At 66.1% G+C, this 14551-nt stretch carries 16 protein-coding genes and 1 tRNA gene; 8 read left to right on the top strand and 9 right to left on the bottom strand.

Annotation, left to right across the window (positions count from 1 at the left end):
* Positions 1–54: 54 nt before the first annotated feature.
* Positions 55–1026, top strand: a complete 972-nt coding sequence (locus tag E5675_RS07290; protein WP_136173934.1) for a nitronate monooxygenase family protein — start codon at positions 55–57, stop codon at positions 1024–1026.
* A 181-nt stretch (positions 1027–1207) separates the two neighbouring features.
* Here E5675_RS07290 and E5675_RS07285 read toward each other — a convergent pair whose 3' ends face one another.
* Positions 1208–1690, bottom strand: a complete 483-nt coding sequence (locus E5675_RS07285; protein ID WP_247594821.1) for a DUF6456 domain-containing protein — start codon at positions 1688–1690, stop codon at positions 1208–1210.
* Positions 1691–1778: 88 nt separating this feature from the next.
* Between E5675_RS07285 and E5675_RS07280 the strand changes: the two genes are divergently transcribed.
* Both E5675_RS07280 and E5675_RS07275 read left to right on the top strand, forming a co-directional pair.
* The gene (locus E5675_RS07280) at positions 1779–2339 is read left to right on the top strand and encodes a helix-turn-helix transcriptional regulator (protein ID WP_136173933.1); all 561 of its coding nucleotides are present in this window, start codon (positions 1779–1781) and stop codon (positions 2337–2339) included.
* 6 nt (positions 2340–2345) lie between these two features.
* On the top strand, positions 2346–3515 hold the full coding sequence (locus E5675_RS07275; protein ID WP_136173932.1) for a glycosyltransferase: 1170 nt from the start codon (positions 2346–2348) through the stop codon (positions 3513–3515).
* 63 nt (positions 3516–3578) lie between these two features.
* Here E5675_RS07275 and secF read toward each other — a convergent pair whose 3' ends face one another.
* The 3 genes from secF to yajC are packed head-to-tail and all read right to left on the bottom strand — an operon-like array spanning position 3579 to position 6573.
* Positions 3579–4559: a protein translocase subunit SecF gene (gene secF, locus E5675_RS07270; RefSeq protein WP_136173931.1), complete on the bottom strand. Its 981-nt coding sequence runs from the start codon at positions 4557–4559 to the stop codon at positions 3579–3581.
* A gap of 14 nt (positions 4560–4573) precedes the next feature.
* On the bottom strand, positions 4574–6187 hold the full coding sequence (secD, locus tag E5675_RS07265) for a protein translocase subunit SecD (protein ID WP_136173930.1): 1614 nt from the start codon (positions 6185–6187) through the stop codon (positions 4574–4576).
* Between the two features lie 56 nt (positions 6188–6243).
* Entirely contained in the window at positions 6244–6573 is a 330-nt protein-coding gene (gene yajC / locus E5675_RS07260) for a preprotein translocase subunit YajC (protein ID WP_136173929.1), read from the bottom strand.
* 255 nt (positions 6574–6828) lie between these two features.
* Between yajC and E5675_RS07255 the strand changes: the two genes are divergently transcribed.
* The 3 genes from E5675_RS07255 (at position 6829) to E5675_RS07245 (ending at position 7926) form a co-directional block, all read left to right on the top strand.
* Positions 6829–6905, top strand: a tRNA-Pro gene (locus E5675_RS07255).
* Positions 6906–6997: 92 nt separating this feature from the next.
* Positions 6998–7120 (top strand): hypothetical protein, encoded by a 123-nt coding sequence (locus tag E5675_RS21885; RefSeq protein ID WP_281727861.1) that lies wholly within the window; start codon positions 6998–7000, stop codon positions 7118–7120.
* Between the two features lie 32 nt (positions 7121–7152).
* Positions 7153–7926: a TSUP family transporter gene (locus E5675_RS07245; RefSeq protein ID WP_136173927.1), complete on the top strand. Its 774-nt coding sequence runs from the start codon at positions 7153–7155 to the stop codon at positions 7924–7926.
* Here the strand turns inward: E5675_RS07245 and E5675_RS07240 are convergent.
* Both E5675_RS07240 and E5675_RS07235 read right to left on the bottom strand, forming a co-directional pair.
* Entirely contained in the window at positions 7923–8258 is a 336-nt protein-coding gene (locus E5675_RS07240) for an EF-hand domain-containing protein (RefSeq protein ID WP_136173926.1), read from the bottom strand. The genes E5675_RS07245 and E5675_RS07240 overlap by 4 nt on opposite strands.
* A gap of 101 nt (positions 8259–8359) precedes the next feature.
* Positions 8360–9337: an NADPH:quinone oxidoreductase family protein gene (locus E5675_RS07235; protein ID WP_136173925.1), complete on the bottom strand. Its 978-nt coding sequence runs from the start codon at positions 9335–9337 to the stop codon at positions 8360–8362.
* 71 nt (positions 9338–9408) lie between these two features.
* On the opposite strand from E5675_RS07235, the gene E5675_RS07230 reads away from it, so the two are divergent.
* Positions 9409–9978: a glycosyl hydrolase 108 family protein gene (locus E5675_RS07230; protein ID WP_136173924.1), complete on the top strand. Its 570-nt coding sequence runs from the start codon at positions 9409–9411 to the stop codon at positions 9976–9978.
* Between the two features lie 61 nt (positions 9979–10039).
* Positions 10040–10453, top strand: a complete 414-nt coding sequence (locus tag E5675_RS07225) for a holin family protein (RefSeq protein WP_136173923.1) — start codon at positions 10040–10042, stop codon at positions 10451–10453.
* A 150-nt stretch (positions 10454–10603) separates the two neighbouring features.
* Here E5675_RS07225 and E5675_RS07220 read toward each other — a convergent pair whose 3' ends face one another.
* Genes E5675_RS07220 through E5675_RS07210 form a run of 3 tightly spaced genes read right to left on the bottom strand, consistent with a single transcriptional unit; the run spans position 10604 to position 14532 of the window.
* Positions 10604–11077 (bottom strand): SRPBCC family protein, encoded by a 474-nt coding sequence (locus tag E5675_RS07220; RefSeq protein ID WP_136173922.1) that lies wholly within the window; start codon positions 11075–11077, stop codon positions 10604–10606.
* A gap of 11 nt (positions 11078–11088) precedes the next feature.
* Positions 11089–13731: an alanine--tRNA ligase gene (alaS, locus tag E5675_RS07215; RefSeq protein WP_136173921.1), complete on the bottom strand. Its 2643-nt coding sequence runs from the start codon at positions 13729–13731 to the stop codon at positions 11089–11091.
* A 60-nt stretch (positions 13732–13791) separates the two neighbouring features.
* Positions 13792–14532, bottom strand: a complete 741-nt coding sequence (locus tag E5675_RS07210; protein WP_136173920.1) for a hypothetical protein — start codon at positions 14530–14532, stop codon at positions 13792–13794.
* Positions 14533–14551: the final 19 nt, after the last annotated feature.

Here is a 14551-nt window from a genome sequence, read left to right as displayed (position 1 = left end):
AGCCTTCCGTTTACGTTAAGGTCAGTTGCACAAAGCAACCGGAGAGTGTGATTCATGGCCCTTCCCCCGATTTTCGACCGCCTGCGCCTGCCCGTCATCGGCTCGCCACTGTTCATCGTATCGGGCCCCGATCTCGTCATCGCCCAGTGCAAGGCGGGCATCGTCGGCAGCTTCCCCGCATTGAACGCGCGCCCGCAATCCTTGCTCGACGAATGGCTGCATCAAATCACCGAAGAGCTTGCCGCGTGGGACCGCGACAATCCCGACCGCCTCTCGGCGCCCTATGCGGTGAATCAGATCGTCCATAAATCGAACGACCGGCTCGAACAGGATATCGCGACCTGCGCCAAGTGGAAGGTGCCGATCACGATCACCTCCCTGGGCGCGCGCGAGGAGCTTAATCAGGCGGTGCACGGCTGGGGCGGCATCACCCTCCACGACGTCATCGACGACCGTTTCGCGCGCAAGGCGGTCGAAAAGGGCGCCGACGGCCTGATTCCCGTCGCGGCGGGCGCGGGCGGCCATGCCGGCCGCCAGTCGCCCTTCGCTCTCGTGCAGGAAATCCGCGAATGGTTCGACGGCCCCGTCGCGCTGTCGGGCGCGATCGGCCACGGCCGCTCGATCCTTGCGGCGCAGGCGTGCGGCGCCGATCTCGCCTACATCGGCAGCGCCTTCATCGCGACGTCCGAAGCCAATGCCGAGGACGGCTACAAGAACGGCATAGTCGAGGGTCGCGCAGCCGACATCGTCTATTCGAACCTCTTCACCGGCGTCCACGGCAATTATCTCCGCCAGTCGATCGTCGCGGCGGGCATGGACCCCGACAATCTGCCTGAGGGCGATTTGAAGACGATGAACTTCGGGTCGGGCGGCAATACCAAGGCAAAAGCGTGGAAGGATATCTGGGGCTCGGGCCAGGGCATCGGCCCCGTCACCGCCGTGCGCCCCGTCGCCGAATTCGTAGCCGAACTCGAAGAGCAATATCTCGCCGCCCGCCGCGAGCTCGAAGCCAAGGTCCGACTTTAGGACCGAAATAGCCCGGCCAGCCGGCAACGGCTGTTTTGGGCTGGTGAGCGGACGTTCGCTTCCTCTCCTTCGTCATCCCGGACTTGATCCGGGATCCATTGCGGCGCTGACGTCATGGACTCCAGTCGGGGGTGACGATGTAAGAGGGGCAACTTCCGGTCGAAACCGCTCAGCGCGGCTCCTAACCCGTCCCGTAAAACCGCGCCAAACGGTCGAGCGCCAGACCGAGCACCAGTTTCCCCGACCGCGCGGGCCAACCCATCGCCTTCTCCACGCCCCCGATCCCTTCCCCGGCGCAGATCACCCGCCAGCATATATCGGCCAGCCCCGGCCCCGCCGCATCGAGCGCCGCGTGAAAGCGCCGGTGCGCGTCGATCCGCGCCAGCGATGCGTCGGACGCGCGCGCGCCGCCGCGGCTCTTTCCCGGCGGCGCGGCATCCCAGTGCATCGTCACCCGCGCCGACAATCCCGCGCGCTCATAATCGCTGCGAAGCCGTTCGCCCGCCCCGAGCTGCGCCGCCGTCAGCATTCCGCGCGACGCCAGCCAGGCGATCGGACTCTCGCCGACATTCACCGTTACATGCCGCATCACCTGCGGCCCCGCCTTGCCCGGATCGATCCGGTCGTCGGGATGGATGCGCGTTTCGAGGCGGCGTGTGGTCATGCGATTCTCCTTTGCTGCGCGCGGGGCTTGACATTGGATTATTTTGTAGGAAAGAAAAAACCGATTTGGTTATTCAAGGATGAGCCATATGATCAACAGCATTCGCTCCGTCCGCCGCGCCAAGGGCCTGACGCTCGAGGAGGTCGGCCAGCGCTGCGTTCCGCCGACCACCGCGCAGACGATCGGCCGCCTCGAAACGGGCACGCGCACGCTGTCGCTCGGTTGGATGAACCGCATTGCCGCCGCGCTCGGGGTCGATGCCGCCGAACTGGTCCAGCTGCCGCAAGATACCCAGCTCACGATCACCGCGCTGCTCGGCGCCGAGGGCGCGCAGGCGCCGACGCGCATCGAGCAGGCGCTGACCGCCCGCCCGGGCGAGGATATGGTCGCGGTGCGCGTTACCTCGTCGATCGGCGATTACCGCGCCGGCGACGAAATCTGGTGCCGCCGGATCGAGGGGGACTGGGCCAGCGCGCTCAACCGCGACCTGCTCGTGCCCCGCCCCGCCGGCCGCTTCTTTTTCGCGCGCCTGCTCAACGTCGATGGCGAAAAGCTGCACCTGCTCCCGCTCGGTACCGGCCAGCGCCAGCAGGTCGTCAGCAATCCGCCCTGGGCCGCCGTCGCCGTCCGTCTGCTCCGCACGCTCTGAGTGCCCGTGCCCTCCCCCCTCCGCGTCCTCAGCATCGCGACGCTCTTCCCCGACGCCGCGCGGCCGAACTTCGGCCTCTTCGTCGAGAAAAGCCTGCGCGCGCTCGCCGCACAGCGAGGAATCGAACTCACCATCGTCGCACCGGTCGGACTGCCGCCCTTTCCGCTGTCGCTGCACCGGCGCTATCGCGCGCTTCGTGAGCTGCCGACGACAGAGCAACGGAACGGCCTCACCATCTTTCGCCCGCGCTTCACGCTGATCCCGCGCTACGGCGCGCGCTTCAACCCCGCGCGAGTCGCGCGCGCGGTCCTCGGCGCGGTGCGCGATCGCAAATTCCATGTCGTCGACGCGCAATTCTTCTACCCCGACGGTCCCGCCGCGATGCGCGTCGCCGACGCACTCGGCCTTCCCTTTTCGGCCAAGGCGCGCGGCGCCGACATCAGCCATTTCGGCCATGATCCCGCGACAAGATTGCAAGTGATCGAGGCCGGGGTGAAAGCCGCGGGTCTGCTCGCGGTGTCCGAAGCGATGCGCGGCGAAATGGCGGCGATCGGCATCGACGCGCAAAAGGTAGCGGTCCATTACACCGGCATCGACATCGCGCGCTTCCACCCCGGCGACCACGCCGCGGCGCGCGCCGCGCTCGGCATGGACGATGCCCCCGCGATCCTGACCGTCGGCGCCCTCATCCCACGCAAGGGACAGGCACTGGTGATCGCGGCGCTGCCCGCGCTGCCCGGCGTCCACTACTGGCTCGCCGGCGCGGGCGAAGAAGAGGCGCGCTACCGCGCGCTCGCCCGCGAACTCGGCGTCGAAACCCGCGTCCATTTCCTCGGCCCCGTCGCCAACGCCGACCTGCCGCAGCTTTATCGGGCAGCCGACGCAGTCGTCATGCCGTCCGCGAGCGAAGGCCTAGCCAATGCATGGGTCGAAGCGCTCGCCTGCGGCACGCCGATCGTGATCAGTGGCGCGGGCGGGGCCGCCGAACTCGTTACTTCGCCAGTCGCCGTCCGCATCGTCGAGCGCACGCCGCAGGCAATCGCCGAAGCGGTGAAGACCATATTCGCCGCGCCGCCCGCTCCCGCCGAAGTCGCCGCCAGCCTGGCCGGACGCTTCGATTGGGACCGCAACGGCCGCGAACTCGCCGATCATCTGCGTCGCTGCGCCGGGGCCTAGATACGCCAACGCCGGCCCGCTCGCGGAGCGGACCGGCGCCGGTCATCCCTAAAATGTCGACGATTAGACGACCGCGCCGTCGTCCTTGCGCTCGACGCGCTCGCCGCCCTCGATCCCCGCGACGGTGCGCGGCACAAAGCTGTGCGGACCGACCTTCAGCCACACCAGCACCGGCGTCGACATCAGGATCGACGAATAGGTACCGACGAACACGCCGAACAGCATCGCAGCGGTGAACCCGAAAATGACGTCGGGGCCCATCACCAGCAGCACGCCCAGCGCGAGCAGGATCGATACGCTGGTCATCACGGTGCGCGCCAAGGTTTCGTTGATGCTGAGGTTCAGGAGCGGGACAATGTCCATCTTGCGATATTTTTTCAGATTCTCGCGAATGCGGTCATAAACCACAATCGTGTCATTCAGCGAATAACCGACGATCGTAAGCAGCGCTGCAACGCTGTTCAGGTCGAATTGCAACTGGGTGATCGCGAAAAAGCCGAAGGTCAGCGCGACTTCGTGAAACAGGCGCCCGAGCGCGCCGACGCCGAACTGCCATTCGAAGCGGATCCAGATATAGATCGAGATCCCGAGCATCGCGAGCGCCAGGCTGATCGCGCCGGTGCGCAGCAGCTCTTCCGACACCTTGCCCGACACGGTCTCAACCGATCCGGTCCGCGCGGTCGGGAAAGCCTTCTGGATGCCGGCGACAAGCTGTTGCCCCGCGCGTTCGGCTGCCGCCTTGTCGCCATCGGGAAGCGCGGTGCGGATCGACACCGCGCTGTCCGACCCGAATTGCTGGATCGTCGCCTCGCCGACGCCGATCTCGCCTACGGCTTCGCGGATATCCTCGATCGGCGGCATGGTTTGGGTGAACTCGACGCGGACCGACTGGCCGCCGACGAAGTCGATGCCAAGGTTCAGGCCCTTCACCGCCACCAGCGCGATCGAGACCACGACCAGAAAAAAGCTCATGAAGGAGGCGAGCTTGCGCCACTTCAAAAAGTCGTAATTGGTGTCGTCGGGGACGAGTTTGAGCAGGCGCATCTTTCGCTCCCTCCTTAGATATTGATCGACGTCGGGCGATTGGTCCGCAGCCAGTGGGCGACGAACATGCGCGTGACGGTGACGGCGGTGAAGACGCTGGTGACAATGCCGATGGTCAGCACCACCGCAAAGCCCTTGATCGGACCGGAGCCGAACCAGAACATCAGCCCCGCGGCGATGACATTGGTGACGTTGGCGTCGAAAATCGCGCGACTCGCTTCGGTATAGCCGAGCTCGACCGCCTGGAACGGTCGCCGCCCGCGTTTCAATTCCTCGCGGATGCGCTCGTTGATCAGCACGTTCGCATCGACCGCCGCGCCGACGGTCAGCACGAAGCCTGCGATGCCCGGCAGAGTCAGCGTCGCGTTGAACGCGGCCATGATCGCGATGATCAGGAAGACGTTGAAGACAAGCGCGAGGTTCGCATAGACGCCGAAACGGCCATAGACGACGAGCATCAGCGTCAGCACGGAAACCGTCGCGATGATCCCCGCCAGCACGCCCTTTTCGATCGAATCCTGGCCAAGTTCGGGCGAAACGGTGCGCTCTTCGACGACCGTCATCTTCACCGGCAAGGCGCCCGACCGAAGCGAGATCGCCAGCGCGTTGGCGCTCGCGACGCTGAAGCTGCCCGAAATCTGCGCGCTGCCGCCCAGGATCGGTTCGTTGATCGACGGCGCCGACAGCACCTTGCCGTCGAGCACCATCGCAAACCGTTTGCCGACATTCTGCGCGGTCACCTTGGCAAAGGTGCTCGATCCGCCCGAATCGAAACGAATCGAAACGACCGGCTGCCCGGATTGCGGGTCATAGCTTTGCTGGGCGTTGATCAACTGCTCGCCGCTGATCATCACCTGACGGCGCAGGACCTCGAACGGCGCGCCACTGCCCTCGCCCTCGGCATAGGGGACGATTTCGCTGCCCACCGGCACGCGACCGGCTGCGGCTTCGGCCGGGTCGGCATTGGTGTCGACCATGCGGAATTCAAGGCGCGCGGTCTTGCCGATCAGTTCCTTGAGCGCGGCCGGATCCTGCAACCCGGGAACCTGCACGACGACACGGTCGTCGCCTTCACGGATGATCGTCGGCTCGCGTGTGCCGAGCGCGTTGACGCGTTTGTCGATGATGTCGCGCGCGGTATCCATCGCGTTCGCGACCGCCTGCGTCTGTCCCGCGCTCGTCGGGGTCAGCACGATACGCTGCGAATCGACGACATTGATGTTCCAGTCGCGCTGGCCGGTAAGGCCCGCGCCTCGCGTCTCGCTGAACAGCCGCTCGCGCGCCTCGTCGAGTTGCGCCTGATCGCGAACGAGGAAGCTGATCCCGCCGCCCGCGTTCGACAGCTCGCCGATCGCGATGTCGTCATCCGGGCCGCTGTCACCACGCATCGCGGTGCGGACCGTCTTTTCCATGTTGGTGAGCTGCGTCTTCCTGAGGTCGGCGATATCTGCCTCGAGCAAGAGGTGGCTACCACCGGCCAGGTCGAGCCCCAGATTGACCTTCGCCTGCGCAAAGCCCGGCAGGCTTTCGAACGCCTTGGTCGGCAGGAAACTGGGGATGGAAAAGACAATACCGAGCAGCAGGATGATGCTGATGCCGATGGTCTTCCAGCGTGGAAAATCGAGCATAGTCTTGAAGATCCGATAGCAAGAGCGGGGGCCGCGGGAGAGCCGGCCCCGCCGCGTCAGTCGTTGGCGGGCTTGCCACCGGGCTGCAGGACGTCGGCCAGGGTCGACTTCACGACCTTGATCTTCACCCCCTGTGCGATTTCGACATCGACGAAATCATCGTCGACGCGCGTGATCTTGCCGACGATGCCGCCGCCGGTCACGACCTGGTCGCGCGGCTTGACCGCCGCGACCTTGGCGCGATGTTCCTTGGCGCGCACCTGCTGCGGACGGATCAGGAAGAACCAGAACACCGCGAAAATCAGCAGGTAGGGGACCAGCATCAGGAAACCGGCAGCCCCGCCGCCCGATCCGGCCGCCTGGGTCAGAAACAATTGCGTCGACATGGATGAAAAACTTTCGTTACAGGCAGCGCCCGTTCCCCTCCGGAGCGAGCGCGCAAATATGGCGCGGCGCCTATCATGCAGGGGCCTTGCGCGCAACCGGTCGTGCGCGCCCCTCCCCCGTGGCAAGCGCGCCCGAAATGGGGTCCGCGGCGGCGAGGCCAAGCCCGCGGCTTCGATCCGGTCGAAAAGCCGCCATCGCGTCTTGCATCCCCCGCCAAGGCGCGCTAGGGGCCTCGCCTGCCCAATCGGGCCGGTCGGGACGTAGCGCAGCCTGGTAGCGCATCACACTGGGGGTGTGGGGGTCGGAGGTTCGAATCCTCTCGTCCCGACCAATTTTGCCAAACACATTGACAGCTTGCTGACAGCATCAGATCATCCCGCTGTCCGTCACCGCGCTCGCGGTGCTCGCATCGATGGCGGCATCATGATCGGCGGTCATATCCTCGGCCGCATCAGCGAGGCGCATTTTCGCGCGAGCCGCCGCTGGATCGTCACGATCATCGGCGCGACCTTCCTCTATCAGGCGATCTGGATCGCCGCCGCTTGAGCATTGCGATACGGCGCACTACGAGCGCCCGCATGGAATTTGCTCCCGAAATCTTCGCCTTCCTGATCGCCGTTGCCTTTCTTGCGGGGACGATCGACGCGATGGCGGGCGGCGGCGGCCTCCTCACGATCCCGGCGCTGATGGCCGCAGGCGTGCCGCCGGTGTCGGCGCTCGCGACGAACAAGCTGCAAAGCACGATCGGCACCGGATCCGCGTTTGCGACCTTCTGGCGCGCGGGGCACGTCGACCTCCGCCGTTTCGCCTGGCCCGCGGCGGGCGCCTTCGCCGGCTCGGTACTCGGCGCGACGGCGGTTCAATATGTCGGCTCGGATTTTCTCGCCGCCTTCGTGCCCGTCCTCCTGATCGCGATGGGACTTTATTTCCTGCTCGCGCCGCCGATGAGCAGTGTCGATCTCCACGCGCGGGCCGGCCCGCTCGGTCTCACCCTCATCGTGGCCGCGCTCGGCTTCTACGACGGCTTTTTCGGCCCGGGCACCGGCTCGTTCCTGACGCTGACGCTCGTCGCGCTCGGCGGGCTCGGGCTCGTCCGCGCGATCGGCAACACGAAGCTCCTCAACCTTTCGACCAATATCGCGGGGCTGCTCGCGATGATCGTCGGCGGCCACGTCCTCTGGCTGCTCGGCCTGTCGATGGCCGCCGCCAATGTCGCGGGCAATCAGCTCGGCGCGCGGCTCGCGATCCGCTTCGGCGGGCGCGGGGTGCGGCCGCTGCTCGTCGTCATGTCCTTCGCGCTCACCGCAAAGCTGCTCGCCGACCCCGCCAATCCGCTCTGGGATCTGTTTTAGGGCTCGCCCTCGCCGTCGCCCTCCGTCGTCGGTGGCGGCGCGGCGCGCTTCTTGCGGGTGGCCTGCATTTCGGCCTTGTCGACCGCGCCATCGCCATTGGCATCAGCGCGCTTGATGAAGGCGTCGATCTTTTCTGGGCTCTTCAGGCCCGCGTCGCCGCGCCGTTCGGCGCGCATCTCCATCATCTTGGTGATTTCGGCCTTGTCGAGCTTGCCGTCGCCATTGGCGTCCATCCGCTCGAACATGCGCCCGCCGCCCTGCGGCGGCTGCGCGGCAGCGATGGCGGGCAGCGCCAGACCCAGCGAAGCGGCAATCCAGATAGCTGTCTTCACGTCATATCCTCTCGAATGATGCGGCGACCCCGCCGCGACGCCCCGGCGTCAACCCAATGACGGCGCGATGTCGCAAAATTGTCCCAGCACCGCTCGAGCCGTCACGGTTTCAGCACGACCTTCCCCACCACCGCGCGCCGCTCGAGCATCGCAAAGCCCTCGCGCCAGTCGGCAAGATCGAGCGCGGCATGGACGTGCGGCCGGATCTTTCCTTCATTCGCCAGCGCGTCGATCGCCGCGACATTCTCCACGCCGCGCTCGGGAAAGCGCCGGCCATATTCGCCCGCGCGCACCCCGACGACCGAGAAACCCTTGATCAGCGGCATGTTGACCGACAGCTCGGGAATCCGGCCCGAGGCAAAGCCGACGACAAGCAGGCGTCCCCCGAAAGCGATGCAGCGCGTCGATTCGTCGAAGACATCGCCGCCGACCGGATCGAAGATCACATCGGCGCCCTTGCCCCCGGTCAGCGCCTTCACCTCGTCGCGGAACCCCGGCCCCGCCGCGATCACCGCATCGGGCGAATAAAGCCGCGACACCGCTTCGCGCTTTTCTTCGCTGCTCGCCGCCGCGATCACGCGCGCGCCCAATGCCTTCGCCAGATCGACCGTCGCCAACCCGACGCCGCCCGCCGCGCCGTGAACGAGCAGCCACTCGCCGGGCTCGATCCGCGCGCAGCGGACGAGCGCGACATAGGCGGTCAGATAAGCCACCGGATAGGCGGCCGCCTCGTCCCAGCTCAAACCGCCCGGCTTCGCGCGCAACGCGCTCGCGGGAACGACGGCATATTCGGCCATCGCGCCAAAACGGTTGCCGCCGACCACCGCATCGCCCGTGACCCAGCCGGCCACCCCCTCGCCCACCGAGTCGACCTCGCCGGCAAATTCCAGCCCCGACACAAAGGGAAGATCGGGCTTCAGCTGATAGCCGCCCGACGTCATCAACAGGTCGGGGAAATTCACCGCCGCCGCGCGCACGCGCACGCGCACTTCGTCGGGCCCGGGCACCGGCACCGCTAGATCGGCCAGCCCTGCGCCGCCATGGTCGGGGAGCAATTCACGTACCTGCAAAGCCCGCATGGCGAAAAGCCTTTCCTACAATATCCCAATATGGTTCGTTATTCCTGTTTAACCAACCAGAGGAGCGAATCATGCCACGACCCGACCCCCTCGCCAGCGATGCCGACGCGTTGATCGACGCCGTCATCGACCGCGAAGGCCGCTATGTAAACCACCCCGCCGATCGCGGCGGCCCGACCTGTTGGGGAATCACCGAAGCCGTCGCGCGGGCCGAGGGCTATGCCGGCGCGATGCGCGACCTGCCGCGCGCCGATGCGGCGTCGATCTATCGCCGCCTCTATTGGCTGCGTCCCGGCTTCGACAGGGTCGCGCTGCGCGCGCCGAAGATCGCCGCCGAACTGTTCGACACCGGCGTCAACATGGGCACCGGCACCGCCGCCGGCTTCCTTCAGCGCGCGCTCAACGCGCTCAACCGCGCCGCGCGCGACTATCCCGACATCGCGGTCGACCGCGAGATCGGCCCACGTACCCTGTCGGCGCTCGACGGCTTTTTGAAGGCGCGCGGCAGGGGCGGCGAAACCGTCCTCCTCCGCGCGATGGAGGCGCTGCAGGGCGAACGCTACATCGCGCTCGCCGAACGCCGCCCGAGCCAGGAGGCCTTTCTCTATGGCTGGCTCGCGAACCGCATCGGCAACGGCTGATGCCTCTCGGCGCGCCATTGGGCTGAACTTCCCTGAACTTTGAACCTGAAGGAGCATTATCATGAGCATCATCGAAGGCCTGATCGGCCCCATCGCCAAACTGATCGACAAGATCATCCCCGATCCCGAAGCGCGCGACCGCGCCAAGCTCGAACTCATCAAGCTCGAGGGCAGCCAGGAAATGGAGGCGATCCGCACCCGGATGACGGCGATCGTCGCCGAGGCGAACAGCGCCGACCCCTGGACCAGCCGCGCGCGGCCGAGCTTCCTCTACGTCATGTACGCACTCTTGCTCTGGGCGATCCCGATGGGCCTGATCGCCGCCGCGCGGCCCGAGATGGCAAAGGGCATCGCGGAGGGCATGAACGCTTATCTAGCGGGCCTCCCCGAGCCGCTCTACGCGCTCTTCGGGACGGGTTATCTTGGGTATACTGCGGCCAGGGCGTGGGGGAAAGCGAAGGGCACAGAAGCCTGATGATCAATCGTCGTCCCCGCGAAGGAGTGAAGGGTCGGGTTGTCCCCCGGACAACCCTTAGACATGCCCGGGGGCATGTCTAACCCTTAACTGACCGCTGGCAAACTTGCGCAATGCTCATGGCGGTCCCCGCCTTCGCGGGGGCGACGATTATTCCAAGATCCGCGCCAAATTCGCGAGCGAGCTATTGAGCCCCGCTTCGTGATCCTTCGCCGAAATCCCCGGCGGCACCTGGTGCGCATCGATCGTGACCAGCGTGCCGCCGCCCTTGCGCGAAAGATACCAGTGCATCGCCATCGTCCCCGAAAAGCGCGGATCGTCGGATTCGAATTCGACCTCCCAAACGATCAGGCGTCCCTCGTCGAGTGTCGGGATATGCACTTCGACGACATCGCTGTCGTCGTCGCTCTTGGTCTCGACATCCGGGTCGTCGAAGGTGAGCCGCAGCCGAAAGCCCCCGCCCGCCCGCAGGTCGCAATGCTCGAACGCGCCCGTCGCGCCCTCGGGCGGCAGCCAGCGCGCCAGCTTGTCGGCGCTGGTGAAGGCCGCGAACACGTCGACCAGCGGCGCCGCGATCAGCCGTTCGGCATGATCGGTGCGCCGCGTCTTCTTGGTGGGTTTCAAGTCCGCAGGCTTCAGGCGAGCGCGGCTTTGACCGCCGCCACGGCATCGTTCGCCGCGCCGCCATCGGGCCCGCCGCCCTGCGCCATGTCGGGCCGGCCGCCGCCGCCCTGCCCGCCGAGCGCCGCGACCGCCGCCTTGACCAGATCGACCGCGCTATGGCTGCCCGTCCTGTCGTCGGTCACCCCGACCGCGACCGAGGCGCGACCGTCGTTGACCGCGACGAGCATTGCGACGCCGCTGCCGACCTGTTTCTTGAGGCCGTCAACCGTGCCGCGCAATTCCTTAGGATCAAGCCCGTCGACTACCTGCGCGAGAAACGCCACATCGCCGACCTGCTCGACCGCCGGCCCGGCAGCCGAACCGCCGCCGCCCATCGCGAGCGCCTTCTTCGCATCGGCCAGCTCGCGCTCGGCCTTCTTGAGCTGCTCGGCGAGCGCCGCGACGCGCGCGGGCACTTCGTCGGGCGAGGTCTTGAGCGCCGCCGCCGCGCTTTTGAGCGCCTCGTCGCGGCCGTTGAGCCAGACGCGCGCCGCCTCGCCGGTCAGCGCCTCGATGCGCCGCACGCCCGAGGAAACCGCGCTTTCGCTGACGATCTTGAACAGCGCGATGTCGCCCAACGCGCGGACGTGCGTCCCGCCGCAAAGCTCGACCGAATAATGATGATCGTCGGCCGCCCCCATCGAAAGCACGCGCACTTCATCGCCGTACTTTTCGCCGAACAACGCCAACGCCCCCGCCGCAACCGCGTCGTCGGGCGTCATCAGCCGCGTCGACACCGCCTCGTTGCCGCGGATCTGCGCATTAACATCGGCTTCGATCTGCGCGATCTCCTCGGCGCTCAGCGCCTTCGGGTGCGAAAAGTCGAAGCGGAAACGGTCCTCGGCCACAAGGCTGCCCTTCTGCGTCACATGCCCGCCGAGCCGGTTGCGGAGAGCGGCGTGCAGCAGGTGCGTCGCGCTGTGATTGGCGCGGATGCGGTCGCGGCGTTCGGCATCGACGATCAGCTGCACCGTGTCGCCGACCTTCAGCGTCCCGGCTTCGAGCTTCGCCTGATGCGTGTGCAGGCGGCCGAGCGGCTTGCCGGTGTCGCTCACCGACGCCTTTGCGCCTTCGAGCGTCGCGATCGTGCCCGCGTCACCCATCTGGCCGCCGCTCTCGCCATAAAAGGGCGTCTGATTCGTCAGCACGACGACCTCGTCGCCCGCCCTCACCTCATCGACCGGCTTGCCGTCCTTGACGAGCCCGATCACGGTCGCCTCGCCCGCGGTCGAGGTATAGCCGGTGAATTCGGTGCTACCGTTCGTCTCGGCCAGGTCGAACCAGATTTCGTCCGACGCCTTCTCGCCGCTGCCCTTCCACGCCGCGCGGGCCGCCGCCTTCTGCTGCGCCATCGCCGCGTCGAAACCCGCGCGGTCGACCGCGATATCCTGCGTGCGCAGCGCGTCCTCGGTCAGGTCATAGGGGAAACCATAGGTGTCGTAGAGCTTGAACGCGACGTCGCCCGCCAGCGTATCGCCCTTACCCATGCCCACGGTCGCCTCGTCGAGCAGCTTGAGCCCCTTGTCGAGCGTCTGGCGGAACTTGGTTTCCTCGCGTTCGAGCGTCTCGGCGATCAGCGGTTGCGCGCGGATCAGTTCGGGATAGGCGGCGCCCATCTCGGCGGTCAGTGACGGCAGCAGCCGGTGCATCAGCGGATCCTTCGCGCCGAGCAGATGCGCGTGACGCATCGCGCGGCGCATGATCCGGCGCAGCACGTAGCCGCGACCTTCGTTCGACGGCAGCACCCCGTCGGCGACGAGGAAGCTCGACGCGCGAAGGTGATCGGCGATCACGCGGTGGCTGGCTTGGCTTCCGCCTTCGGCCGGCACGCCGGTCAGGTCGACCGATGCCGCGATCAGCGCTTGGAACGTGTCGGTGTCGTAATTGTCGTGGACGCCCTGCATCACCGCGGCGACGCGCTCGAGTCCCATGCCGGTGTCGATGCTCGGCCGCGGCAGGTCAACGCGCTCGCCGCCCGGCATCTGCTCATATTGCATGAACACGAGGTTCCATATCTCGACGAAACGATCGCCGTCCTCTTCAGGCGAGCCCGGCGGACCGCCCCAGATATGGTCGCCATGGTCATAGAAGATTTCGCTGCACGGCCCGCACGGCCCGGTGTCGCCCATCGACCAGAAATTGTCGCTCGTTGCGATACGGATGATCCGCTCGTCGGGCAGGCCGGCGATCTTCTTCCACAGATCGAACGCTTCGTCGTCGGTGTGATAGACGGTTGCGGTCAGCTTCTCGGGCGCGAGGCCCCAGGTCTTGGTGATCAGCGTCCACGCATAGTGGATCGCCTGTTCCTTGAAATAGTCGCCGAAGGAGAAATTCCCCAGCATTTCAAAGAAAGTATGGTGCCGCGCGGTATAGCCGACATTGTCGAGATCATTATGCTTGCCGCCCGCCCGCACGCACTTCTGCGCCGACACGGCGGTGCTGTATGGGCGCTTTTCGAGCCCCGTGAAGACATTCTTGAACGGCACCATGCCCGCGTTGACGAACATCAGCGTCGGGTCGTTATACGGCACCAGCGGCGCCGACGGTTCGATATGATGGCCCGCTCCCCCGAAATAGTCGAGGAAAGAGCGGCGAATGTCGTTGGTCGATATCATGCGCGCGATCTAGTGCGGAACGACGCGTTTCTCAAGCGTGATGGTGCGACCATGCGGCGTCTAGCGGCGACAAAGGCGATCGAGTTCCTCGTCGCTCATCCCCTCCTCGTCGATCAGCTTCTGCGAAACATAGCGCACGTCATATTGCGCGATCTGATATTTGCCCTCGCTGACCCGATAGACCAGCAGCCCGCCACAGGTCCCCGCAATTCCGGGGTGCGAACTGAGGACCGCGAAATAGGCATAGGCACCGGGATAGCTAGCGTCCGGGGGATTGTTGAGCCAGCCATCGAGCCGCGCCGTAAAGCTGCCCTCACCCGTCTGATGCATTTTCGCTTCACCGCTGAACCGATTCATGTCCTCGGTGGTTGCTTCAAGCTGCGGATCCATCATCGCCGCCAGCGCGCGCCCGTTGCCGGTGTCGAGATTGCCCAGAAAGCGCGTCACATATTGGGTCGCGGCTGCGGTCTCGGCCGCGCTTGCCTTCCAGTCGGCCGGCACGGGCTTGTAGGGATCGGTGGCGGGATCGAAGCAGGAAAAGGCCTGACGGAAATCCTTGATGATCGTGACACCGCGCTCGACATCGATCTCATTGTCGAAAAAGAAACGCCCGAACCGGACGCTCTGCCGCCCGCATCGCTCGGCCGCCATCAGCTTTATCCGCTCGATGACCGGCGTATATTGGTTCTCGTCGATCACTGGAACCGTCGCGGCATAGCCGCGCCCCGGCACCGTCTCGATCTTGATCTCAGGTGCCCCCTGTGCAGCCGCAAGCAAGGCCGCCACGAAAATCGCCGACATAATCTGTTCCCCACCTCTT

Source organism: Sphingopyxis sp. PAMC25046 (assembly GCF_004795895.1).
Taxonomy (GTDB): Bacteria; Pseudomonadota; Alphaproteobacteria; order Sphingomonadales; family Sphingomonadaceae; genus Sphingopyxis.
The sequence above is the reverse complement of the archived record's forward strand: the minus strand, read 5'-3'. Positions and strand labels throughout refer to the sequence as shown.

Bases quoted from the DNA above. Each gene is read 5' to 3' on its own strand.
- E5675_RS07235 (WP_136173925.1), bottom strand. From the start codon at position 9,337: ATGCGGGCTTTGCAGGTACGTGAATTGCTCCCCGACCATGGCGGCGCA.
- secD (WP_136173930.1), bottom strand. From the start codon at position 6,187: ATGCTCGATTTTCCACGCTGGAAGACCATCGGCATCAGCATCATCCTG.
- E5675_RS07245 (WP_136173927.1), top strand. From the start codon at position 7,153: ATGGAATTTGCTCCCGAAATCTTCGCCTTCCTGATCGCCGTTGCCTTT.
- alaS (WP_136173921.1), bottom strand. From the start codon at position 13,731: ATGATATCGACCAACGACATTCGCCGCTCTTTCCTCGACTATTTCGGG.
- yajC (WP_136173929.1), bottom strand. From the start codon at position 6,573: ATGTCGACGCAATTGTTTCTGACCCAGGCGGCCGGATCGGGCGGCGGG.
- E5675_RS07280 (WP_136173933.1), top strand. From the start codon at position 1,779: ATGATCAACAGCATTCGCTCCGTCCGCCGCGCCAAGGGCCTGACGCTC.
- E5675_RS21885 (WP_281727861.1), top strand. From the start codon at position 6,998: ATGATCGGCGGTCATATCCTCGGCCGCATCAGCGAGGCGCATTTTCGC.
- secF (WP_136173931.1), bottom strand. From the start codon at position 4,559: ATGCGCCTGCTCAAACTCGTCCCCGACGACACCAATTACGACTTTTTG.
- E5675_RS07225 (WP_136173923.1), top strand. From the start codon at position 10,040: ATGAGCATCATCGAAGGCCTGATCGGCCCCATCGCCAAACTGATCGAC.
- E5675_RS07230 (WP_136173924.1), top strand. From the start codon at position 9,409: ATGCCACGACCCGACCCCCTCGCCAGCGATGCCGACGCGTTGATCGAC.
- E5675_RS07210 (WP_136173920.1), bottom strand. From the start codon at position 14,532: ATGTCGGCGATTTTCGTGGCGGCCTTGCTTGCGGCTGCACAGGGGGCA.
- E5675_RS07290 (WP_136173934.1), top strand. From the start codon at position 55: ATGGCCCTTCCCCCGATTTTCGACCGCCTGCGCCTGCCCGTCATCGGC.
- E5675_RS07285 (WP_247594821.1), bottom strand. From the start codon at position 1,690: ATGACCACACGCCGCCTCGAAACGCGCATCCATCCCGACGACCGGATC.